This is a genomic window from Spirosoma foliorum (genome assembly GCF_014117325.1).
In the GTDB taxonomy this organism is placed as follows: domain Bacteria; phylum Bacteroidota; class Bacteroidia; order Cytophagales; family Spirosomataceae; genus Spirosoma; species Spirosoma foliorum.
Genome location: NZ_CP059732.1, coordinates 4,736,248 through 4,758,438, shown reverse-complemented (window position 1 = coordinate 4,758,438; position 22,191 = coordinate 4,736,248). Strand labels below are relative to the sequence as shown.

At 46.7% G+C, this 22,191-nt stretch carries 17 protein-coding genes and 2 pseudogenes; 3 read left to right on the top strand and 16 right to left on the bottom strand.

What is annotated here, in order from left to right; translation table 11 throughout:
- The first annotated feature begins 134 nt into the window (after positions 1–134).
- Positions 135–3,110 (top strand): tetratricopeptide repeat protein, encoded by a 2,976-nt coding sequence (locus tag H3H32_RS20240; protein WP_182457462.1) that lies wholly within the window; start codon positions 135–137, stop codon positions 3,108–3,110.
- A 624-nt stretch (positions 3,111–3,734) separates the two neighbouring features.
- Here H3H32_RS20240 and H3H32_RS20235 read toward each other — a convergent pair.
- Positions 3,735–4,046, bottom strand: coding sequence for a hypothetical protein (locus tag H3H32_RS20235; protein ID WP_182457461.1), 312 nt, complete (start codon positions 4,044–4,046; stop codon positions 3,735–3,737).
- A gap of 564 nt (positions 4,047–4,610) precedes the next feature.
- Between H3H32_RS20235 and H3H32_RS20230 the strand changes: the two genes are divergently transcribed.
- Positions 4,611–4,979: a DUF7674 family protein gene (locus H3H32_RS20230; protein ID WP_182457460.1), complete on the top strand. Its 369-nt coding sequence runs from the start codon at positions 4,611–4,613 to the stop codon at positions 4,977–4,979.
- A gap of 90 nt (positions 4,980–5,069) precedes the next feature.
- Here H3H32_RS20230 and H3H32_RS20225 read toward each other — a convergent pair whose 3' ends face one another.
- From H3H32_RS20225 to H3H32_RS20160, 14 genes and pseudogenes are all read right to left on the bottom strand, one after another.
- Positions 5,070–5,975, bottom strand: a complete 906-nt coding sequence (locus tag H3H32_RS20225; protein WP_182457459.1) for a magnesium transporter CorA family protein — start codon at positions 5,973–5,975, stop codon at positions 5,070–5,072.
- 296 nt (positions 5,976–6,271) lie between these two features.
- Positions 6,272–6,721, bottom strand: a complete 450-nt coding sequence (locus H3H32_RS20220; RefSeq protein ID WP_182457458.1) for a DUF1648 domain-containing protein — start codon at positions 6,719–6,721, stop codon at positions 6,272–6,274.
- Between the two features lie 81 nt (positions 6,722–6,802).
- Complete coding sequence (locus H3H32_RS20215; protein WP_182457457.1) at positions 6,803–8,584, bottom strand: sensor histidine kinase; 1,782 nt, start codon at positions 8,582–8,584, stop codon at positions 6,803–6,805.
- A gap of 2 nt (positions 8,585–8,586) precedes the next feature.
- Complete coding sequence (locus H3H32_RS20210) at positions 8,587–9,714, bottom strand: sensor protein KdpD (protein ID WP_182457456.1); 1,128 nt, start codon at positions 9,712–9,714, stop codon at positions 8,587–8,589.
- A gap of 29 nt (positions 9,715–9,743) precedes the next feature.
- The gene (locus H3H32_RS20205; protein WP_240543835.1) at positions 9,744–10,400 is read right to left on the bottom strand and encodes a DUF1648 domain-containing protein; all 657 of its coding nucleotides are present in this window, start codon (positions 10,398–10,400) and stop codon (positions 9,744–9,746) included.
- A gap of 39 nt (positions 10,401–10,439) precedes the next feature.
- Positions 10,440–11,588, bottom strand: coding sequence for a porin (locus H3H32_RS20200; protein WP_182457454.1), 1,149 nt, complete (start codon positions 11,586–11,588; stop codon positions 10,440–10,442).
- An 80-nt stretch (positions 11,589–11,668) separates the two neighbouring features.
- Positions 11,669–13,390, bottom strand: coding sequence for a potassium-transporting ATPase subunit KdpA (gene kdpA, locus H3H32_RS20195; RefSeq protein WP_182457453.1), 1,722 nt, complete (start codon positions 13,388–13,390; stop codon positions 11,669–11,671).
- 60 nt (positions 13,391–13,450) lie between these two features.
- Positions 13,451–14,014 (bottom strand): K(+)-transporting ATPase subunit C, encoded by a 564-nt coding sequence (locus H3H32_RS20190; protein ID WP_182457452.1) that lies wholly within the window; start codon positions 14,012–14,014, stop codon positions 13,451–13,453.
- Between the two features lie 52 nt (positions 14,015–14,066).
- Positions 14,067–16,121: a potassium-transporting ATPase subunit KdpB gene (kdpB, locus tag H3H32_RS20185; protein WP_182457451.1), complete on the bottom strand. Its 2,055-nt coding sequence runs from the start codon at positions 16,119–16,121 to the stop codon at positions 14,067–14,069.
- Positions 16,122–16,168: 47 nt separating this feature from the next.
- A complete protein-coding gene (kdpA, locus tag H3H32_RS20180; RefSeq protein ID WP_182457450.1) occupies positions 16,169–17,899 on the bottom strand; it encodes a potassium-transporting ATPase subunit KdpA in 1,731 nt (576 codons plus the stop codon).
- 17 nt (positions 17,900–17,916) lie between these two features.
- Positions 17,917–17,997, bottom strand: a complete 81-nt coding sequence (locus H3H32_RS20175; RefSeq protein ID WP_020599353.1) for a potassium-transporting ATPase subunit F — start codon at positions 17,995–17,997, stop codon at positions 17,917–17,919.
- Positions 17,998–18,554: 557 nt separating this feature from the next.
- Positions 18,555–19,941: pseudogene (locus H3H32_RS20170) on the bottom strand (sigma-54-dependent transcriptional regulator).
- Between the two features lie 132 nt (positions 19,942–20,073).
- Positions 20,074–20,655 carry a GNAT family N-acetyltransferase gene (locus tag H3H32_RS20165; RefSeq protein WP_182457449.1) on the bottom strand — a complete coding sequence of 194 codons (582 nt, stop codon included), beginning with the start codon at positions 20,653–20,655 and terminating at the stop codon, positions 20,074–20,076.
- 40 nt (positions 20,656–20,695) lie between these two features.
- On the bottom strand, positions 20,696–21,064 hold the full coding sequence (locus H3H32_RS20160) for a DUF7674 family protein (protein WP_182457448.1): 369 nt from the start codon (positions 21,062–21,064) through the stop codon (positions 20,696–20,698).
- A 323-nt stretch (positions 21,065–21,387) separates the two neighbouring features.
- Between H3H32_RS20160 and H3H32_RS38300 the strand changes: the two are divergent.
- A pseudogene (locus tag H3H32_RS38300) lies at positions 21,388–21,507 on the top strand (SpoIIAA family protein); the annotation flags it as partial.
- 37 nt (positions 21,508–21,544) lie between these two features.
- Here H3H32_RS38300 and H3H32_RS20150 read toward each other — a convergent pair.
- Positions 21,545–21,910 (bottom strand): DUF7674 family protein, encoded by a 366-nt coding sequence (locus H3H32_RS20150; RefSeq protein ID WP_182457447.1) that lies wholly within the window; start codon positions 21,908–21,910, stop codon positions 21,545–21,547.
- Positions 21,911–22,191: the final 281 nt, after the last annotated feature.

Sequence of the window (22,191 nt, the reverse complement as noted above, 5' to 3'; positions counted from 1 at the left end):
CTCAGGGAATAAAATAACGTGATCAATGGTGTTTATGGGGATATCAGGTTAAAGATTATTTGCCGATACCTAAGTATCGTCACGTTTTCTCACACTGTGATGATACCTTACTGCCTTTGCCATCTCCTCCACTTATGAAACCAATTTTTACCCTGCTATTGGGTGTTATCCTCTTGATAAAGCCGCACGTGGTTGCAGCCCAGCAGAGCAAACGGGATAGCCTGGAAAACCTCCTTACCCATACCGGCATGGATACCAACCGGGTAATCCTGCTCAATAAAGCAGTTGGGCTGTATTTCAGTAACAATCCCCAAAAAGCAAAGCAGTACGCTGAACAGGCATCCCGGCTTGCCCAACAACTTGGTTATTCGCGCGGAATTGGTCGTAGTTACCTCAGTCTTGGAGTTTATTACTGGTCGCAGGGGAAGTACCAGCAGGCTATTCAGTTAGCGAACAAGGCCCTTATTTATTTTGACAAGCTGAATGACCAGAACGGATTGGCTTCGGGATACAGTAATATCGGCCTGAGCCTGCGTGGCCTGGGCGACTTTTCACGGGCAACAGCGTACTATTTTAAAAGCCTGCGGGCAAGTGAAAAAGCGGGTGATCTAGGGGGCGTTGCCAAGACGTATAATAACATAGGTATCGTCTTCAAATACCAGGAAAAATACGATCAGGCCCTGTATTACTACTGGCAGTCGTTTCGCAAAAGTGCCGGTGTCGATCCCCGTAATCAGGCGGGTGTATTAGCGAATATAGGCGTCATCTATCAGCTAAAGAAAAATAACTTGAAAGCCATTACCTACCTGAATCAGGCACGCAACCGATTTGCTGCCCTGAATGAGCCGATGGGCCTGGTTATCTGCGACAACGATCTGGGCGAAACCTACTGCCGGATAAAGCAATATGACAGGGCAGAAACTACTGTTCAGCAGGCGTTACAGGCAGCTACCCACCTGAACTATACACCCGGTATCATATCGAGTTTGCTATCGCTGGGTGAGATTCGACTACAGACTAGCCGGGCTTATGAGAGTTTCGTTTTTTTTAACAAAGCCCTGCCTCTGGTTGAAACGCTCAAACAACAGGCAGGTCGGTTACGCGTTTACAAGGGATTGGCAACGGCTCATGCCCAGACAGGTGAGTACGCAAGAGCCTTCCAGTTTCAGTCGAAATGGGTAGCGCTCAAGGACTCGGCCTTTAATGAGGAAAGTATAAAAAAAATCGCCGGGGTACAGGCCGAATACCAATCGGAAAAGAAGCAGGCCGAAATCGAGCTGTTAAAAAAGGATCAGCAAGTGGCCGGGTTGTGGCGCAATACGGTAGGGGCCGGTTTGCTGGCTGCTTTGATCATTGCCGGTCTGGTCGTAAGTCGGCAACGCCTGAAAATCCGTAACGATCAGGTTTTGCTAACACAGGGCAAGGTAGTCGCCAAAAAGAATCAGCAGTTGGAAGCCCAGGCGCAGCTACTGGAGAGCCAGGCTGTTGTGTTGACTACACAGGCCCAGCAACTTCAAGAATTGGATGAAGCAAAAAACCGCTTCTTTACCAATGTTACCCATGAATTCCGCACTCCGTTAACCCTCATCCTTGGTACATTGAGTGAAAAACTACATGGGTTAGTCGATAATGCAGAAACCAATATTCGACGGGCAGAGGTAACGGTTATGTATCGCAATGCCGAACGACTCTTGCAGTTGATTAACCAACTGCTCGATCTGTCCAAACTTGAATCGGGGCGACTGCATCTGCATCAACAGACCGACGACGTAAAACCTCTGTTGAACTTAGTAACTTCCCTGTTTTCGTCCTCAGCTGAGCAACGGAACATTCGCCTTTCGGTGAAGCTGTCGCCAGAACGGCTACTTGTCAGCCACGATGCCGATCAACTGGAAAAAGTAGTGACTAACCTGTTGTCCAACGCCTTCAAGTTCACCCCTAATGGTGGAGAAATAATGGTACAGGCCGAACTCATTCAGGTTGACGGCTATGCTTTTGTACAAATAATCGTAGAGGATAACGGTTTTGGCATTGCACCGGAGCAGGCCGATAGGGTCTTCGAGCGGTTCTATCAGGGCGAAGCCTCCCGCATGGACTGGCAACCTGGCACGGGTGTTGGGTTGTCGCTGGTGAAAGAAATCGTCGAACTGCACAAGGGTACAATCCGAATCGATAGCCAGCCCGGCGCGGGTGCCCGATTTGTGGTGCTCCTTCCGGTTGCCGGGTCGGATACGGCAGGAACCAGCTTATCTATCCATAGACCGGCGCCTGCAAGTCGATTTGTTCTGGCAACCGTTCCACACCCGCTACCTAGTGCAGCCCCGCTGGTTAAGGGTCGTACAGATCAGCCCCTATTGTTGATCGTCGAAGATAATGGCGACGTACGTACCTTTATCCGTAACCTGATGCAGGGTACATATCGGGTGGTGGAAAGCGAGAACGGTCGTCAGGGCCTGAAAATGGCACAGGAACAACTACCTAACCTTATTATTAGCGACTGGATGATGCCCGACATGGACGGAATTGAACTCTGTCACCGCATCAAAACGGATGAACGTACCAGCCATATTCCGTTTGTGTTACTAACGGCCCTCTCCACGCAGGACAAGCGCCTGACGGGTCTCCAGACCGGTGCCGATGACTACCTGACCAAACCATTCGATGCCCGAGAATTACTAATTCGTAGTCGCAATCTGATTGATACGCGTCGCCAGTTGCACGAGCGTTTCAAACGGGAAATTCGTATTCAGCCGAAGGAGGTAACGGCCACCTCGGCCGACGAAAAATTTCTGGCCAGGGTTATAGCTATTGTGGAAGCCAACCTTGGCAATGCTGATTTCAGTGCTGAGCAGTTCGGACAGGAAGTTGGCCTGAGCCGGATGCAGTTACACCGCAAGCTCCTTGGCCTGACGGGTGTAGCGGCCAGCGATTTCATCCGGCTCATGCGCCTGAAACGGGCGGCCCAACTGCTGGAAGGGCAAACCGGCCGTGTGTCCGAGATTGCCTACGGGGTAGGCTTTAATTCACTGTCTTATTTCGCCAAGTGTTTCCGCGAACAATTTGGTATGTTGCCTACCGACTATCAGAACAAAGCACGTACTCCCGCCTAGTACTTGACCAGACATAAGCTTATCCAAAAATTGAAAGAAAAAGTATTCGTTTATTACAATGCACTAGCTGGCAGGAAAACAGAGGTTTTCGTGGACGTTTTCCATAACACCTGTTAAAAATGCAACCAGCTTATTATCAGTAAATTATTGACTCATTTGGTCAATTATATGACCTGTTTACTGGATGGAACCGGTTAATGAAGTAAGTGAAGATGTTACAACTAATTATGTTGAAAAATTAAATCGATAGATAGGATAAAGGGTAGTTAAAATATTGAGGTGAGCTTACAAAAAATCTAAAAATTGGCCGTTCATATGCACTTGTTATCTGATTGGAAATTTCATAGTTACTGAAAATCCATAGCTACTAGTGCTTTTCCAATTTAGATTCTATAGTTTCTGTAGATTCTATAGATTCTGATAATCAGGTATCTAGTATCAAAAGAATCTAATAGAATCTACAGAAACTATTTTGGAAGAGCACTAGCTTTAATAACGGTTAACATTAAAGATTTCTAAATAGCGAGTAATCTCAGCCATTAAGCCTACCTGTTCCAATTGTCATGGGTAGTCGTTTGTACCCGCGCAATCATTCGATTTCAGGATAAGATAACATCATAAATCCTACTTGGACTTGACTCGGTCTTGCATAGAGCGGCTTAACTCGTCTCGTTGCTGGTCGACTAATTTGACAACCCCAACTAAGAGGAAGAAGCACCTGCCATCCGTAAACGCTGCACTCGTCGAGATGACATGTTTGACGCTTGTGATGACGTATTGGTGGTCGTTGCTGGACGCTACGGGTGAGTCGGAAGGCCTAAAAAGATGTATAATATCGCCTACCCGATAGTCAGGATGATAGCTTAGTGAGTCTTCTAAGAGAGTACCCTCATCGGTGAAGAGAATTAGCTGTAGAGCTTTGGCTGAAGTTTCCATAAAAAATAGGATAGTCTACTAAGTACCATGCGGAATAGGTCCGCTCACTTTCTTCTTATCTTATTTTGTGGGAGCTAATTAGGTGCCAGGTTTACTGGATAAATTATAAGGCCTTAATTTTCTATCAGTTATATAATATTATTTATCAGAAAGTCATGGTAAATCACTCCATTTTGAATAGATAATTTCTCACTTTGACCAGGTTAGGAATGGCTCGTATGCGGACTTTTTCACCTTACCTGTACTAACAGCTACTAAGAAAGTTGATCGTTATTGGAGCTAGCCTAATTAGGAAATCTCAGAAGCAGTAAAACCTTGTCATACGCCAAGACAGAAATCGTATTAAGCAACTTAAGTTAACGGACTTACTCTGTAGCACACACGTATTCAGCGCCAAAGGTTATTGATTTGATAATACTCCTTATCAAAATGGTATGGATATACGCATCCAATGCGAACAATAAAGAAAGGCAATTGATTGATAATCAAAGGTATAATTATTATTTAATGTATATGGCATGGAATTGTTAGCAGATCGGCTAATACCTATTAACTATTCGTGCTATGGAAGATGTCATTCATAAAACCGAACTGCTCAGTCTGTTAATCAATCGCCTACCCGAAAGCCGGGAGGAATTTATGGGTTTGCCTCAGGAGACTAGTATCCATGTAACGCTACATCTGCTCAGTGAAGTCACGGTCAAGTTGGCCCATCAACATAAGCATCTAGCCCTCGAACGATGTTTATTAACCGCTGAAGAAGTATTGATAAACGGCGACAAACAGGTCAGTGACGCATTTTGTACGGTGTATATGTATCAACTTTCTATGTTGATGCGACATCGAGATGCTGATTCGGAGCTGATTCATCGTTTGTTACCCTATGGTCTGCGCACCGAGTATCAGCGTCAGCTTACTGCCGGGCTGTCGTAAAGGAAGCATTTTCCTGAAACTTGTGGAGAAAAATTGAATTCAGGATAACTATAGCAACTATAGTGAATAAGAAGGTCTAAGTTGTCCCGTCTAGTCTCTCATACCCACCCGTTTAAACCATCCATATATGCCACCAGCCACACCGATCATAACCAGCAGCGTAGTGGGATAGCCATAGCGCCAAGTTAATTCGGGCATACGCTCGAAATTCATTCCATAAATACCTACGATAAATGTCAGTGGTAGAAAGAATGCCGAAAAGACGGTAAGCACCCGCATAACTTCATTGGTGCGCTGAGATGCCATCGAGAGGTAGATAGTAAGCAAATGCGTAGCCGCTTCTTCCAGTTGTTCATAAATCGTGCGGGCTTTCAGATGCAGATCCAGTGTGTCCTGAAGGACCGGAGAATCGCCCTCACTACGTTGTAAACAATGAAGTATGTCTTCCGTTAAGGATAAAATTCGTTTGGCGGAGGACGCTTTGCGTTTAAGATAATAGAGCTGTTGAAGAACCTGTTTGGTCGGTTTGCCTAAAAATAAAGCAGATTCGTAATCATCTAATTCTTTGGCTAGGGCTAAACCCGGATCGATGTAACTGTTGAGTACCCAGCGGACAATTCGAATAGTCAACTCAGAAGTTGATCCACAATGACCTGGGTCTACAAAGCGATTCTTAATTTCGTCCAGCACCGGCTGGCTGCTCCGGTGGACGGTAATGATAAACTCCTTGCTATAAAAGATAGCGATTTTATTGCTTAGCTCCTGAATGGTGTCGCCGTCCGTATCTTTATCGGGGTTATAGATGCGGGTAATAATAAAGTTGACCGGTCCAATCGATTCAAATTTTGGCAGATGATCGGGTTCCAGGCAATCCTTAATGACCGTATAATACAGATCGTACTGCTTGGCTACCTTATTCAGTTCATCTGGTGAAGGATCGTTTAGATCGAGCCACGTGAAAGCGTGCTTAGTTGGGCTTGCTAATTCTTGTTGCATTTGTATACTGTATCGTTAAATCAAGAATCCATTACTTACTTAAATTAAGCGAAGAGATTGATTCATGCGTAAACGAAGCCATGTCAGTGCTCCAATGATGTGCTCATCAGACAACATCGTTTAATTGTGTGCAAGCTAGAAGCGTTAAACACGCAAACGCCAGTAAATTTGCCAAAATTCCGATCATCCATCGATCAGCAAGCTGGGCAAATAACATGATTAGTCCAGCCAGTATATTGACCCGGATGGTAACCAGGAATGATACCGTCTGAAGGTACTGTAAAATCTGAGAACGCTTATCTTTTGGCACTACTGTCATTTCCTTTTTCACTGGAATCGTTGGCTTGCGATCCGAGAAATACAAGATACCCGCCCCAAAAAAAAGAGAGTAGAATGGGTAAATAATCTGTGTAAATGGGGGCGCTCAATGTCGTTTGCAGAATATAGATCAGCAGAACGCTGGCGACAAAGCTGGCCGTTAAAAGCTGGAGAATAATTCGACGAGGCTCGGGTAAATCAGTCCGCTTTAGAAGTAGACTTAGAACGGATGAACGAAAGATGATCAATAAAACAAACATGATCAGCAGGGTACATAACCAGCTATCTCGTGTAGAGAATTGATCCGCCTGGCCTGTTTCCGTAAAATGAACCGGTAATCGAGCTGGCATTCGGTCCCAAATCAGGACTACATACAGCATGGGTATATAAGTAATTAAATTACCCAACCATTGATAGCTATTTTTCATGAACCTGTTCAGAATTCGCTAGACTTTCGGATAGTATACGCTACCTAAGCTATGGCTGACCAGGCAGATTTGAACGTAGGTTTATGCTTTTGCCAGTCGAAAATAAAACTCGGCTCCGGGTGTTACGTCGGGATGTAATCCGATTTTTCCTCCCATCGACTGAATAAACTCCCGGGAAATGGCCAGTCCCAGCCCCGTTCCACTAAAGGGTCCATTGAGGCCAGGCGCTTTAAAATAGCGGTCAAATACCCGCTCCCGGTGTTCTTCACGCAAACCGGGGCCATAGTCACGCACCGTGAATTCCACCTGTTCCTCTACTTGTTTGACGGTTATGTCAATCGAAGACTGATCCGGGCTATGCCGAACAGCATTGGAGAGAAAATTAATCAGCACCCAGGAAGCCTTATCCGAATCAGCTTTCACAGCAGGTAAACTGGTGGGTATAGTTAGTTTAAACTGAATCTGTTTCTGCTCAGCTTGGGTCTTTAGCGCATTGGTGGCCACCTGTACCAATTCGGCTGGATCAGCCGCCTGGATTTGGAGCTGTATTTGACCTGATTCGACCTGGGCCATGTTCATCAATTCACCCGTTAAGCGTAATAATCGATCCGTGTTTTCCTCGACATGCGTGACCATTTCCTGCTGCTCACTATTCAAACTTCCCAGGCGTTTATCCGTCAGGAGTTTTAGACTCATTTTGATGGCTGAAATTGGCGTTTTTAGCTCGTGAGAAACGGTAGCAATGAAATTGGTCTTGGCCAGATCTAATTCTTTATAAGACGTAATATTCAGCAGGACAATCACATAGCCAGCGTTAACCGCCTGATTTTCACCCGTTGGCGTCACTTTAACGGCATGGATTTCTTTGTTGTAGTAACACTCTTTTCCTTTCCCATTTTGGCCAGGGTCGTAAATTTTTAAAAGTCCTGAACCAGTCTCTGCTAGTGGAGACTGAGCAACCAACGGCGTGGATGCTAAATCAGGTTCTACCATAATATCCTGGATAAGAGACCGAAATAAATCATTGGAGGTCGCTACATCGGGCGCGTACTGGCCGATAAGCTTTTGCCGTTCCACGCCCAGTAAGCGCTCAGCAACTGGGTTAATAAACAAAATCCGACGGCGCTCATCCAGGCCAATAATGCCTTCACTCATGATCTCTACCAGTGTATCGATTCGTTTTTTCTCAAAAAGGAGCTTAGCCACGTTCGAATGTTCAAATTCATATAGCTTCTGGGCCATGGAATTGAACGAGCGGGCCAGTTCGCCAAATTCATCGCTGGATCGAATGTGTAGCCGTTCTTCAAAGTTTCGACTGGTGATCTGCTTGATGCCTCGGGTTAATTCCCGAATGGGTCCGGCGATGTAGCTGGGAATATTGATGACAAACGAGAAAACAATCAGAAAACAGAACGTACCAATCGAGCCCAGCCAGAGCAGGGCATCCTTGGCGGTTTGTTCAGCTATTTTACTTTTACTAATAATGGCCTGTCGATTCACATCATCAATGGCAAAAAGATGCTGCCGGATGCGGTTAATCGTTGGCGTATCAGTAGCGCCCGCCCGAAGTCGGGTAAATTCCCGGCGAACAGCCTGGGTGGGCTCGCCTTCACCGACTTCAGTAACATTAGACTCCTGTTTTTTCAGGTTTGTCTCAAAGTCAGTGAGCGCATCGGGATCGTCGAGCGTAGTCAGCGCTTTCTGCATGTTGCTGACAAATTCCAGCGAGATATAATTGTCTTTCAGGATCGCTTTCGAATCCTCGGCCAGTTGATTTAAATAAAAAGCACCTAGTCCCCCAAGCACGAGAATGATGCCAGACAGAAAGACGAACGAGAGCGATACTTTGGTTTTGAGTGTCATAATCAGGAAAGAATAATCAGGTCCGTATCTGACTCAGAAAGTCTGGTGAGCAACTGGTTAAAGGCAAACGTGCGCAGAATGATCTGAATCAGGTTAAAATGAGGTTTCCCTATGCAGACTGTCGTGATGTTTCGTTTCTGCACTTCCTCCATGATGCAATTGACGACATTAGCACCTTTCGCTTGAATGACTTCGGCACCTAACTCGGTCGCCAGTTTGAAATTGTTAATTAGGTGGCGTTGCAGATCCAGCCGAATGCGGTCGGGATCTTCGGCGGGTGTTTGTACGTAGAGCACATACCAGCGGGAGTTGTAATAAGCCGCCAGCCGGGCTGTCTTGCGAATAACTCGGCGGGCAATTTCCGGGTTCGAGCTAATACTGGCCATAAACCGCTCTGGCTTAGCCTTTAAATTAATGGGTAGACTCGTCTCAATCTTACGTTCGACCGCCGTAGCGACTTCCCGAAGGGCTAATTCGCGCAGTTGTAAAATTTTATCAGCCTGAAAAAAGTTGGTCAGTGCTGTAGCAACTTTGGCCTGATCATAGATTTTACCTTCTTTTAGTCGAGTAATCAGCTCATCGGCGGTTAAGTCAATGTTCACCACTTCGTCGGCCATATGCAGCACCCGGTCCGGAACGCGTTCCGTTACGTCGATGTTGGTAATCTCATGCACTTCGTCGTAGAGACTTTCAATATGCTGAATATTGACTGCCGAAATGACATTGATACCGGCGTCCAGAATTTCCAGTACGTCCTGCCAGCGTTTTTCGTTTTTTGACCCCGGAATGTTAGTATGGGCTAACTCATCCACAATAGCCAGTTCTGGGTGCTGGTTAATAATAGACTGTACGTCCATTTCTTCCAGTTCACGTCCTTTGTAAAATAGCTTCCGACGCGGAATGATGGGCAAACCATCAATTAACGCATGGGTCTCGGCCCGGTTATGGGTTTCAATAAACCCAATTTTAACGTCGATGCCGCTCCTTAGGAGCGCGTGGGCTTCCTGTAGCATGCGGTAAGATTTACCCACCCCAGCACTCATACCAATGTAAATCTTAAACTTTCCCCGGCGGGACTCCTGAATAAGTCGAAGAAATTGGTCTGCCGATTGATCTCTTTCGTCAGTCATGGGGACGTATCATTAAAACTGTATAGTTGCTATACTTCATTAAGTTGTCGACGCTGATAAAATGAATACCCGGCAATAAATACATAGACCAGCAAATTAGCCAGAATGCCTACCGACCAGCGATCCTGCCACCGAACAAAGAACATGACCAACCCGGCCAGTAGGTTGACTCGTATGGTCACCAGGCGAGTTAAGCTATGTACTCGCTGGCGAATCGCTAACTGTTGGACGAGAAGTTGATTGGCCTGCTTTGGTTTAAACGGTTCAGTGGGCAGTTCGGCAGGCACCCCGTAATAGATAAAGCTGCTGCCGAATAAAAAGAAAAGAATCGGTAACCATTCCTGATACAGAGGCTTTTGCCAGATACCCTGCCCGATCAATAGGATCGAAGCGCCCATCATGAGTACCGCTGTAGATAGGTATAACTTGACGAGTTGCGAACGCCCTATACCTGGCTGACGACTAATTAAGTTTAGAAAAACAATTCGTATAGTACTCAATACTAGAATTGACCAGGAAATGCCCGTTAGCCACTGATAACGGGTACCGAATTGATCGGCTTGCCCAAACTGGTCAAAATGAATCGGTAACTGATCGGGTAGCCGCTCCCAGTTCCCTAAAAGAACCAGGATTGGCAACACGATCAGCGTTGCGCTCAGGATTTGATATATTCGCTTGATCCGCACGGTCAAAAGGGTCAGGGTTTAGGACAAACCGGGTATAGGTTAGAAAGAAATGGCCAAACTGGTGGTCAGTGACGTATTGCTGCGTCCAAATCCACTCGTCGTTTCAAATATGGCATCCTTACTATTATACACTTTGCCTTCGATTCGGAAGAGAGCATTGGGCAAAATAGCGTAGTCATAATTGAGCGAATACCCCCAGGTCTGGAATCCGTTCGGGGTGCTGGTCGCAACGATGACACCATTCTTATCGTCGTAATACTCAATACGGCCAGCCAGATAACTTTTAGCACTCGTTGCGAGCCGGGCAATAACAACCGGCGAATACCACACATACGAACCGCTGCCTACCCGGCGATCACCACTGATAATTGGTTTGCGGTCAGAGCCAATATCAAAGCCCAGGATTACCCCGAACTTGCCCGTTGGATTGATAATGGCATAGAAGTTATTAAAGAACCGTCCCTGCTTGAGCGAATCCGGACGATCCGATCCCAGAAACGTACTCCAGTTCAGCGTCAGCTTGGAGGAAGGGCGGAACTGGACCTGGGTACTTATCGATGGACCACTGTAACCCGGTAATTTGGTGACGCGCTGCCAACCGTTTAGCACCGAGCCTAGCAGCGTCAATTTACCATTCGACGTAGTATAGGTCAATTTGGCACCAGACAGATAATAGGGTGAGTTTTCGGCCAGAATACTCCGGGTCAGCGTCCAGCAGTCTTTCGAGATCGCACTTTCAAAACCAATGTGCGAGGAGAAAATCCCGGCGTCCAGCCAGAGGTCTTTCTTACTACTGAGTTTGACGCCTGCATTAGCTTCATAAATGTTTTTTATTAGATCTTGCTCAGCTGCGTAGTTGTATTGGGCATACGTACCGACCTGAAGGGCTAGGTTTGCCCGAACACGCTCACCCACATAAGCTCCCTTTATAAAGGCCAGATTGACATTTACCTCCCGGTTTCGTTTGTGATTATAGAGGAAGACGGGACGTTCCTGAGCCGTTTTAGGCGCTGTAAAATCGTAACTGTAATAGGCTTCAATATAACCCGACACGGTTAATCCAGAATTGGGGGTTGCCACTGTCGCAGCCTGCCTTGGCGCGGGGACCCTAGTTGTATCTGTTGTCTGGGCCAGCGAAGTGGTCAATATACCAGCAACCAGGGCTAATGTTGTAAAAATAGTTTTCATAATTATTGTTTTGTTGTACTCACGTTATTGATCATGCCTAGTGATCTTCTTAGTACATTCAGGCATAATTTTTTGAGAAATCAGGGCTTTGCGCCCTGAGTTAAAAATTCAGCGATTGGGCCAATCGCAAGGGCCGGAAAGAAACTTAACGCGCCGATAATGAAGATGATAGCTGTCAGCAACAGTCCGAATGTCCACGATTCAGTGGGCAATACGCCTGCCGTAGGTGGGGTATACTGCTTTTGGTATAAAAGACCACCAATAGCCAGCGGCCCGATGATGGGAATAAACCGGCCCAGCAGCATTACCACCGCCGTAGATAGATTCCAGAAGGGCGTATTATCCCCAAGACCCTCAAAACCCGACCCATTGCCAGCGGCAGACGACACATACTCATAGAGCATTGTCGTGAAGCCATGGTAACCGGCCGGGCGGGCGTTCCCGTTGCTCAACCAGCCGATGTCGGGATTGGCATCCAGAATGACCACCGCTATCGCCGTGGCCGCTAAATACAAAAAGGGCAGGATAACAATGACGAATGTGGCGATCTGAATTTCAGGTATGCTTACTTTCTTACCTACTAATTCAGGGGTTCGGCCAATCATCAGACTGCCAATAAAGATAGCCAGTATGATATACAGAAACATATAAAGAAAGCCTGTACCTACCCCGCCATAAAAGGCATCCAATTGCATTCCCAGCAGCATAAATACCCCTGACAGGGGTGTATAGCTGTCGTGCATTGAGGTTAGTGTACCAGCTGGGATCACAACGTTTACCCCACACCAGAAAGCCGACGCCAGCGTACCAAATCGTATCTCTTTCCCTTCCAGACTCCCAGCCGATTGGTCAACTCCCATCTGACTAATCGCTATGTTCCCGCCCAATTCCTGTTGTATCGTCGGGATAGTTAGCGCCAGCCAGCAACCCGTCATGACTGTGAACAAGATGACGGCCAGCTTCCGGCGGTTCAGGAAATAGCCCAGGAAAACAACAAATGCCATCGGCAGCAGAAACACATCGATCAGGTTGATGATGTAACTGGCGAAGTTGGGGTTCTCAAATGGATGCGCGGTATTCGCCCCGTAGAATCCGCCCCCGTTTGAGCCTAAATGTTTGATCGACAGCATAGCCGCTACCGGTCCGGTTGTTACAGTTTGCTCATGGCCTTCCAGGGTTTTAATGACCTGATACGGTTCGAAGGTCATCGGAACGCCCGTGAACGACAGCAGTACCGCACTGAGCAGGGATATGGGCAAAAATATTCGGGTAATTGACAGCAAAAAGTCCTGATAGAAATTACCGACACTCGAACTGGTTTTAGCCTGCAATGACCGCACCACGGCCACCCCAACGGCCAGACTCGTTCCCGCCGAAACGAATTGGAGGAAAGTCAGCACCGCCATTTGGCTGAAGTAGGTAGCCCCACTTTCGCCCGAATAGTGCTGAAGGTTCGTGCTGGTTAGGAAACTGATCGCTGTATTGATGGCCAGTGTCCATTCCATCGATGGAATATTTCCCTGATTCCAGATAGGAATAGCTGCCTGCACCAGTAACACAATAAGTCCATACACCAACCACAAGCCGTTGATGGTCAGCATAGCTACGGCGTATTGCCGCCAGGTCATGGGTTGAGTCGGGTCAATGCCGCCTAGTCGGTATAGAAGCCTTTCCAGCGGAGCCAGAACATCGAATCCGCTCTTCTTGCCGTTGAATACGCGGTTCATATACCACCCAGCTCCGATGGCTAACCCAACGGCCAGGCCAAACAACAACCCAAGCCCGATATATTGCGGTATCATAGTGGTGTCTGATCAATAAACCGGTCGGCCCGGTTGAAGGCCGGACTGACCGGTAATAGATTATTTAACCTGATCAAGAGCTACATTCAGCGCTAACACATTCACTTTGGCGGGGCCAAAAATGCCTAACAGCGGCCCTTCCGTATGCTGATCAACTAATTGGTTCAGTTGCTCTGCCGAGATGCCCCGTACTTTAGCAATACGAGCCACCTGTATTTTGGCTCCGGTAGGTGACAAATCCGGATCTAAACCAGAACCTGAGGCTGTTACCAGCTCGGCGGGAATATCAGCTTTGTTAACACCTGGATTATGAACCAGAAACGTATCAATGCGGGCCTGTACTGTTTTCAGGTAATCTGGGTTCGATGGGCCTTTATTCGAACCGGCTGATCCGGCTGCATTGTACTCTACAGCTGACGGGCGACTGTTAAAATACCGATCTTCGGTGAATTTCTGGCCAATTAACTTGTACCCTACCACTTTACCGTTTACAGTAACCGTTTCTCCTTTTCCTGCACCGGGGGCTAATTTGGCAATGCCTGCCACGACAAGGGGATAAATAACCACTAACAATACCAGCATGACAAGTGTCAATCGAATGGCTGGTCCAATATGGGTTTTCATGATTTTTATTGTTTATAACGAGATCCTATATACGTAAGGCTCGAATTTGATTTTAGACAAATAATCCGACCATCAGGTCAATCAATTTGATCCCGATAAAGGGAGCTATAATACCGCCAACCCCGTAGAGCAATAGATTCCGACGTAACAGGGCACTAGCGCCAATTGGTTTATATTCTACCCCGCGCAAGGCTAGCGGAATCAGCATCGGAATAATGATGGCGTTAAAAATCACCGCCGACAGAATTGCTGACTCGGGGGAGTGCAAGCGCATAATGTTGAGAGCCTGCAAAGCTGGAATTGACAGCGTAAACAGAGCGGGAACAATGGCGAAATACTTCGCAACGTCATTGGCAATGGAGAACGTCGTTAGCGTACCCCGTGTGATGAGCAACTGTTTACCAATTTCCACGACCTCAATGAGTTTGGTTGGATCATTATCCAGGTCCACCATGTTACCGGCTTCTTTAGCCGCCTGCGTTCCTGAGTTCATCGCTACGCCCACATCAGCCTGGGCCAGGGCGGGCGCATCGTTAGTACCGTCTCCCATCATGGCTACCAGTTTACCGCCAGTCTGTTCCGTGCGGATGTACTGCATTTTATCTTCCGGTTTGGCTTCAGCTATGTAATCATCGACGCCCGCTTTTTCCGCAATAAACTTGGCGGTCAGTGGGTTGTCGCCTGTCACCATCACCGTTTTTACGCCCATCTTGCGGAGCCGCTCGAAGCGTTCAGCAATACCCGGTTTGATAATATCCTGTAATTCGACAACACCCTTAACTTCTTCGTTTTGGATGACAACCAAGGGCGTTCCGCCGTTGGCAGCAATCTCCTTGGCTTTTTTATCCGTTTCGGGGGGGAAGTTATTGCCCGCCCGCTCGACAATGTTACGGATTGAATCCGTTGCCCCTTTTCGAATTCGTTCACCGGTAGGCAAATCAATACCTGACGAGCGTGTTTCGGCCGTAAACTTGATTAGTTTAGAGCCGTTCGTATTCAGATTCCGGGTGACATCAAGGCCTGCCAGTTCGACAATCGACTTACCTTCTGGCGTATCATCGGCCAGTGAGCTAAGCGCCGAAATGCGTATCATATCAACTTGTTTGATACCTGGGGCAGGATAAAAATTCGTGGCTTTCCGGTTACCAATAGTAATGGTTCCCGTTTTATCGAGCAGCAACGTATCAATATCGCCCGCTGTTTCAACGGCCCGTCCTGACTTGGCAATGACATTGGCCCGTAGCGCACGGTCCATACCCGCAATCCCAATGGCCGATAACAAGCCACCGATAGTCGTCGGAATCAGACAGACGAACAGCGAAATCAAGGCGGCTATCGTGATGGGGGTGTTGGCGTAGTCGGCAAAAGGCTTCAAGGCGACGCAGACAATGATAAAAATAAGCGTAAAACCAGCCAGCAGAATCGTCAAGGCAATTTCATTCGGTGTTTTCTGCCGGGTAGCGCCTTCCACGAGCGCAATCATTTTGTCCAGAAATGATTCACCAGGCTGCGTGGTTACCATTACCTTAATCTTATCAGAAAGTACTTTCGTACCACCCGTTACCGAGGATTTATCACCACCCGCTTCGCGAATTACCGGAGCTGATTCCCCGGTAATGGCCGATTCGTCGATAGTCGCCAGGCCTTCAATGATTTCGCCATCCGACGGAATAATATCACCGGGTTCGCAGATGAATACGTCGCCTTTTTTAAGTTGTGCGGACGAGATTGTTTGCACCTCATCGAGTTTCATATTCCCTACTGGTCGGATAACTTTAGCGGGGGTCTCTTGCCGGGTTTTCCGGAGCGATTCGGCCTGTGCCTTACCCCTCGCTTCAGCAATGGCTTCAGCAAAATTGGCGAATAGGACCGTGATGAGCAGAATAAGCGTGATAACGATATTGTAGGTCAATGACCCCTGCGTGGTATCCCCCGAAAGCGCAATATAAGCCGTCACGAACACCATGATCAAGGTGCCAATTTCGACAGTAAACATCACCGGGTTTTTAATCAGGATGGCAGGATTCAATTTTACAAATGACTCTCGGATGGCTGTCCCGACGAGTTCCCGTTGGAACAGGCTGGGGGAAGATGATTGCTTTGCCATTTTAGTATGTATAGAGGTAGTACGCCAGATTACCGGCGTAACTAATTTTATTTAAGTGAGAAATATTCAGCTAGTGGTCCCAAGGCCAGTGCTGGAAAGAAGGATAGTGCCGTGAGAATGAAAATGACCGCAAAAATCATCAGTCCAAACGTGGCCGTATCAACTGGTAGCGTACCTAATGACTCGGGAACATACTTTTTACGAGCCAGCAAGCCTGCAATAGCAACTGGTCCAATGATGGGAATAAACCGGCCCACAATCAGCACGATTCCCGTTGAGAAGTTCCAGAAGAAGTTGTTATCGCCCAGCCCTTCAAAGCCCGATCCGTTGTTGGCATTGGCCGAGGTCATTTCATAGAGCATTTCTGAGAAACCATGAAAACCAGGGTTGTTCAACCAGGCGGAGGGTTTAACTGCCCAGGTGGACGCCACCCCGGCTGCATCGCCGTACTGCATAAAAATCCAGGCTGCCAACGCCGTACCACCTTTTACCAGGAAAGCGCTCAGCAAGGCGACAATCGAGGCAATCTTGATTTCACGCGCTTCCACTTTCCGACCGAAGAGCTCGGGAGTCCGGCCAACCATCAGTCCCGAAATGAAGACGGCAATGATCAGGAAAAAGTAAAAGTTCAGCAAACCAGCCCCGACGCCCCCGTAGAACGCGTTTACCATCATGCCCAATAGTTCCATAACACCTGACAAAGCCATTGAGGAGTCGTGCATGGAATTGACCGATCCCGTTGAAATGATCGTTGTGGCGATGCTCCAGTAGGCCGAAGCCAGCGTGCCAAACCTGACTTCTTTACCTTCCATAGCGCCCGTTGGTTGCCCAACACCCAGTTGAGCGATAGCTGGACTACCCCCTAATTCAGTGAAAATGGTTGGAATAACCAGAAGCAGAAAGCCAATGGTCATCACCCCATAAATCATCCAGGCAAAGCGTTTCCGATTGATAAAGAAGCCTAAGGCGAAAATCATCGCAATGGGAATGATCATTTGAGCGATCATTTCAACCATATTAGTCAGGTAATTAGGGCTTTCCAGCGGATGGGTTGAATTCGCACCAAACCAGCCCCCACCATTGGTACCCAGGTGCTTGATGGCAATCATACCCGCTGCCGGTCCCCGCGAAACCCCAACCGTATCGCCCTGCATCGATACAATCGTATCTTTACCGTCGAAACTAGCAGGTACTCCGTTAAAGACTAAGATTAAGGCGATTAGGAGTGAGCCGGGCAACAAGAGCCGGGTAATGGCTTTTGTAAACAGGACATAAAAGTTACCAACCGTTTCAGTCATTTTCGGCAGGAACGAGCGAAACAACAGGACGGCTGCAGCTATACCGGTTGCCGCAGAGGTGAACATCAAAAACATCATGACGACCAATTGCGTCAGATAGGTCGCACCGGATTCGCCGGAGTAGTGTTGTAGGTCGCAGTTGACCATAAAACTAATGGCCGTATTGAAAGCCAGGTCGGGGGTTTGCGAGGGGTTACCATCCGGATTGAGTGGCAAACTTCCCTGAACTAATAGCAGAACGAAGGCCAGTATAAACCAGACCATGTTGATCGTCAGAAGCGCTACCAGATTCTGTTTCCAGGTCAGGTCAGCGGTTGGGTCAACGCCACCCAGACGATAAATGAGTCGCTCTAACGGCTTCATGAAGTCGAACGCGTTCGGCTCATCTTTAAAAACCTTGGCAAGAAACTTGCCCAGCGGAATCGCCAGCAGGACCGTTAGTCCATACATGACCAGTACGCCAATCCATTCAGTTGTCATTGTGTAGTTAGTATAGGTTAAAACTTTTCTGGTTTAATTAACACGTATAACATGTAGGCGAAAACCAGCAACGCGACAATAAAGACGAGAGTAATCATGGTCAGTAGTGTTTATTTAGATGCGTTCGAACCACTCAATGGCTTTATAGAAAATGAAAAAGCAACCAAGTGCCGAACCAAGTAGAAGCAGAAGCGTACCCATAGTTTTTGAGTAATACTGTTTAGTTTACCACACTATGCCAAAAACTTAACCAAACTTTTTTGAAGTAATTAATTTATTAGATAATCGGCTGAATATTAGTATTTTATTGCAATGTTCAGTCAGCGAAAGAAGTGGGAGTAAACAAAAAACCTTACCATTTTGGTAAGGTTTTTTCTCAGTTTGGTAAAGTTCTTAGCTAGCGTTATCGGTAGTAAATCAATAATTAATCTGTGCAAATAAGAAGGTTTGGGTTAACTTAAATTACAAGGGATAAAGTACATATAGATTAATGCAACTCTTGCATTGAAGCGTTCAGAAACCGGTTTTATAGAATGAAGCTATAGAAAACATATAGGACAGCATATACGCAAACCAGAGATGGGTAGAGTATACGCTGTCCTAGACTGACAGGGGCTACTACAAGAGCCCCAAAGCGTATGTATTAGGTAGGCTGTCAACAGCAGTAAATGGCTTTAGCTGCTGAGATGAGAATAGCCGTTGTCGTTATCAACTGATATTGCTCAATTTTTCGATACAACGTACTTAAACCAATACCGAGTAATCGAGCTGTTTCCGCTTTATTACCTTGCGTATAATACAGGATTTGAGCAATATGCTTTTTTTTCGACGGTCTCCAGGTCAAATGCTGAACTTGTAATGGTATTCGCCGATGATTGCACATCTAGGGGTAAAGATTCAGGCAATAAAGTAGATCCATCGTTTAGAATGACAGCCCGTTCAATGACGTTTCTTAGCTCCCGAATGTTCCCCTTCCAACTATAGCGCATGAGAACATCTAAAAAGGTGGGACTGAGGGCCATCGGTTTTTTACCCAATTTTACGGCGCTAATCCGGGCAAACTGTTCTGTTAGCAAGGGAATATCTTCACGGCGTGCGTGTAGACTGGGAAGTTCAATGGCAAATACGGACAGCCGGTAATACAAATCGAGCCGAAAATGACCTCGGCTGGCTTCCTGCTCCAGACTACGGTTCGTGGCCGCAATGATGCGAACGTCAACCTGGGTAGGCTTCGTATCGCCGACACGAGTGAACTCGTGCGTTTCCAGAACGCGCAGTAGTTTTGCCTGAAGGTCAAGTGGTATTTCTCCAATTTCGTCTAGAAATAGGGAGCCTTTATGCGCTTCGGCAAATAATCCCTTCTGGTCGCGGTTAGCCCCCGTAAAAGCCCCAGCGCGGTGGCCAAAAAGCTCACTTTCCAATATCTCTTTACTAAGGGCTCCGCAGTTAATCGCCACAAACGGGCCTAGTCGACGCGGGCTAGCTTGGTGAATGGCTTGAGCAAATACCTCTTTTCCCGAGCCCGTTTCACCAGTTAACAGCACCGTCGTATCGGTTGCTGCGACTTTACGGGCTAGTTCAATGGCCTGCCGAATCGCCCGCGACTGCCCAATTATATTGTCAAAACTGTACCGCTGCTGTACCTGATCTTCCAGTTGCTTAATTCGCCATTGTAATTGAGCCTTTTCCATGGCCCGGTTCACCAACGGGATGAGTTTGTCATTGTCATCCCCTTTCGTGATGTAATCAAACGCGCCGTTTCTCATCGCCATTACCCCATCGGCAATGGTTCCATAGGCTGTTAGAATAATAATCTCGATGGCTGGATACGCTAGTTTGATTTGAGCCGTCAGTTCGATCCCATTAGCGTCGGGAAGCTTGACATCGCACACCACGACATGCACTTCAGCTTGCTGAAGTACGCGTAGACTACTTCGAGCCGAATCGGCTTCCAAAACTTTAAACTCTTCCAAACTCAGGATGCGAGCCATGAGCTGCCGCAGCTTAGGTTCGTCGTCAATCACCAAAATGGTACCAAGCATCGATTTAGGGAACAACTTGTCGCAACTCTACTTTGAAAATATTCTGGCCACTCGGAATGAAAAACGGATGGGTCCTTCAACAATGCTTTGAGGGTTATCGTTTCGACGCTGGATACAATCAGTGGCAGGGAATCAGGGAACAAAGGCATATGTTTTAGCAGGATTTGCTGAAGCCGAGAAGGCCGGATCGAATAACATACCCGTGCAGAGACAGTATTTTTTGCTTGTTCGGATTAAAATATCACAGTTTTGACAGCTTGCACATTGCCCCCAGAAACGAGCTTCTTGAGGTAATTCTGAGAAAGCGACTGGCCGAAAACCAAGCTGAGTATTCAGGCTCATGACGGCCTGATTAGTCGTGATACTAAAAATTTTTGCCTTGGGGAAAAGCCGCCGACTTAACGTAAACAAAGCATATTTAAGTCGTCTGGCCACGCCGTGTTGCCGGAAAGCAGGGTCGACAATCAAACCCGATTGAGAAACAAATTTTCCTTCTTCCCATACATCCAAGTACGTAAAGCCAATCCATTGCCCATTCGGTAACGTAGCAATGATAGCTTTACCTTCTTCCATTTTTTTACGAATCGATTCAGGCGAACGACCGGCAATACCGGTTCCCCGGCTCTGAGCACTCAGAGCCATTTGTCGGCAGATCGAATCCGCCTGCGATAAGTGCTCTCGAGAAGCAATTGAAATTCTACAGTCAGTGTCCATGGTTAATAAGCTGCTCAAACAGCCCGTTAACTTTATGAGATTATGGAAGGGAGGTTGTTAATTGACGACGGTATTCAGTACGTAACGCCAGAGGCAACATATAATGAATTACTTCTGCCCGAGAGTCCCGTTTATCCAGCAACAGGCTTATGTAATAGACGTAAATCGTACAAACGGCATTGCTGATCTTCGGTTCAGCATGCGTCAACAATTCCTCCGCGGCTAATAGACAGTGTTTGACGGCTTTGAATCTATTCTGATGCGCCAGCACTGAGGTTACTTCGCAAAGTTTATGAAGGGTGGTGTACACACTGGCCTCCCCAGGTAAAGCTCCAAACTCATTTCGAGCTTCTGGTATTTGCTCGATTAATAAGCTACGTAAGCAGCTTTGATCAATGATGGTTTCCATACTCTAGCATACTTTTCTAAATGAGTATGCCAATTCAGGGCCAGTTTTACCGTAGTAAATTTAATTAGCTATGTATCTGATCATTACGAAGTAAAGGTTAATTCATGACGCTAAAAATACAGCTCATTTTGAAATGGTGATTTATCATTTTGAAACGGTATCACTCCACTGATTGCTTAGATCAAAAGCAAATTCACCCAGTATCCAGGCAAACTAGGGGCTTATGTCGACTAGTTAATCATAGGTTCCATTTCATCTTAGGCTTTTTGGGAAAACCTAAAAGCCGATGCAACGTATTTGAGCGTCTATGAAAAGCAGCCGTCGTCACCGATAATGAGCGGGTAGGCGTTTTAGCCAAGCTGAATAATCAGTTTCTAGGCCTGAAAATAAAAACGTTTTCTTTATCTGAGAGGAGTCAGGCCATTGACTGGATACTTAAGTAGCAAAGAGAAGTTAGGAGTAGTATAGCACTTTCCTGATCTATTCATCCGGATACGTATTACGATGAAATTCGGTGCGCAGACCGATAGGTAACAGAAAATGAACAAATTCTGATTGGGCATCCCGTTTATAGAGTAACGTAGCTAGTCGATACATATAAACGGTTTTCAAGCTTGTCCTAATGTCATGATCACCCTCTTTTAACAAGTCTTCTGCTACCAGCAAACACCGTTTCACAACTCTGAACTTATGCTGGCTGATGAGGCTAGCTGTTATATCAAATAGTTTGTTCAGAATAGCGGCTACACTAAGTTGATCAGGCATACGCATAAACTCTCGTCGCGCTTCAGGAATCCGATTGGCGAGTATGTTAAGTAACTCATTGCGGCTAATCTCGTTTTTCATCGAATTGATCAATAGGTTCTACAGCCCTGCTATCAATATCGTGCCATAGCGTTTATCTAATTTATAAGTGAATAATAACCAGAAAGTTAGCAGTTGCTGTGGTTGGGGATAAGTCTATTTTGACCTGATCGTTTTGATAAAGGATTTTATCAAATTGGGAGTATTGTTAAGCTTGCTTACCTGCTCAAGATCCTAAGGTTGTCTACTACTGGTGAATAAACAGACCTAAAACAATGAAGGTATCCGCCGTTGGCGGATACCTTACATGAGTACAACAAACT

Coding starts and splice junctions, on each gene's coding strand:
- H3H32_RS20240 (WP_182457462.1), top strand. CDS start 135: ATGAAACCAATTTTTACCCTGCTATTGGGTGTTATCCTCTTGATAAAG.
- H3H32_RS20235 (WP_182457461.1), bottom strand. CDS start 4,046: ATGGAAACTTCAGCCAAAGCTCTACAGCTAATTCTCTTCACCGATGAG.
- H3H32_RS20230 (WP_182457460.1), top strand. CDS start 4,611: ATGGAAGATGTCATTCATAAAACCGAACTGCTCAGTCTGTTAATCAAT.
- H3H32_RS20225 (WP_182457459.1), bottom strand. CDS start 5,975: ATGCAACAAGAATTAGCAAGCCCAACTAAGCACGCTTTCACGTGGCTC.
- H3H32_RS20220 (WP_182457458.1), bottom strand. CDS start 6,721: ATGAAAAATAGCTATCAATGGTTGGGTAATTTAATTACTTATATACCC.
- H3H32_RS20215 (WP_182457457.1), bottom strand. CDS start 8,584: ATGACACTCAAAACCAAAGTATCGCTCTCGTTCGTCTTTCTGTCTGGC.
- H3H32_RS20210 (WP_182457456.1), bottom strand. CDS start 9,714: ATGACTGACGAAAGAGATCAATCGGCAGACCAATTTCTTCGACTTATT.
- H3H32_RS20200 (WP_182457454.1), bottom strand. CDS start 11,588: ATGAAAACTATTTTTACAACATTAGCCCTGGTTGCTGGTATATTGACC.
- kdpA (WP_182457453.1), bottom strand. CDS start 13,390: ATGATACCGCAATATATCGGGCTTGGGTTGTTGTTTGGCCTGGCCGTT.
- H3H32_RS20190 (WP_182457452.1), bottom strand. CDS start 14,014: ATGAAAACCCATATTGGACCAGCCATTCGATTGACACTTGTCATGCTG.
- kdpB (WP_182457451.1), bottom strand. CDS start 16,121: ATGGCAAAGCAATCATCTTCCCCCAGCCTGTTCCAACGGGAACTCGTC.
- kdpA (WP_182457450.1), bottom strand. CDS start 17,899: ATGACAACTGAATGGATTGGCGTACTGGTCATGTATGGACTAACGGTC.
- H3H32_RS20175 (WP_020599353.1), bottom strand. CDS start 17,997: ATGATTACTCTCGTCTTTATTGTCGCGTTGCTGGTTTTCGCCTACATG.
- H3H32_RS20165 (WP_182457449.1), bottom strand. CDS start 20,655: ATGGACACTGACTGTAGAATTTCAATTGCTTCTCGAGAGCACTTATCG.
- H3H32_RS20160 (WP_182457448.1), bottom strand. CDS start 21,064: ATGGAAACCATCATTGATCAAAGCTGCTTACGTAGCTTATTAATCGAG.
- H3H32_RS20150 (WP_182457447.1), bottom strand. CDS start 21,910: ATGAAAAACGAGATTAGCCGCAATGAGTTACTTAACATACTCGCCAAT.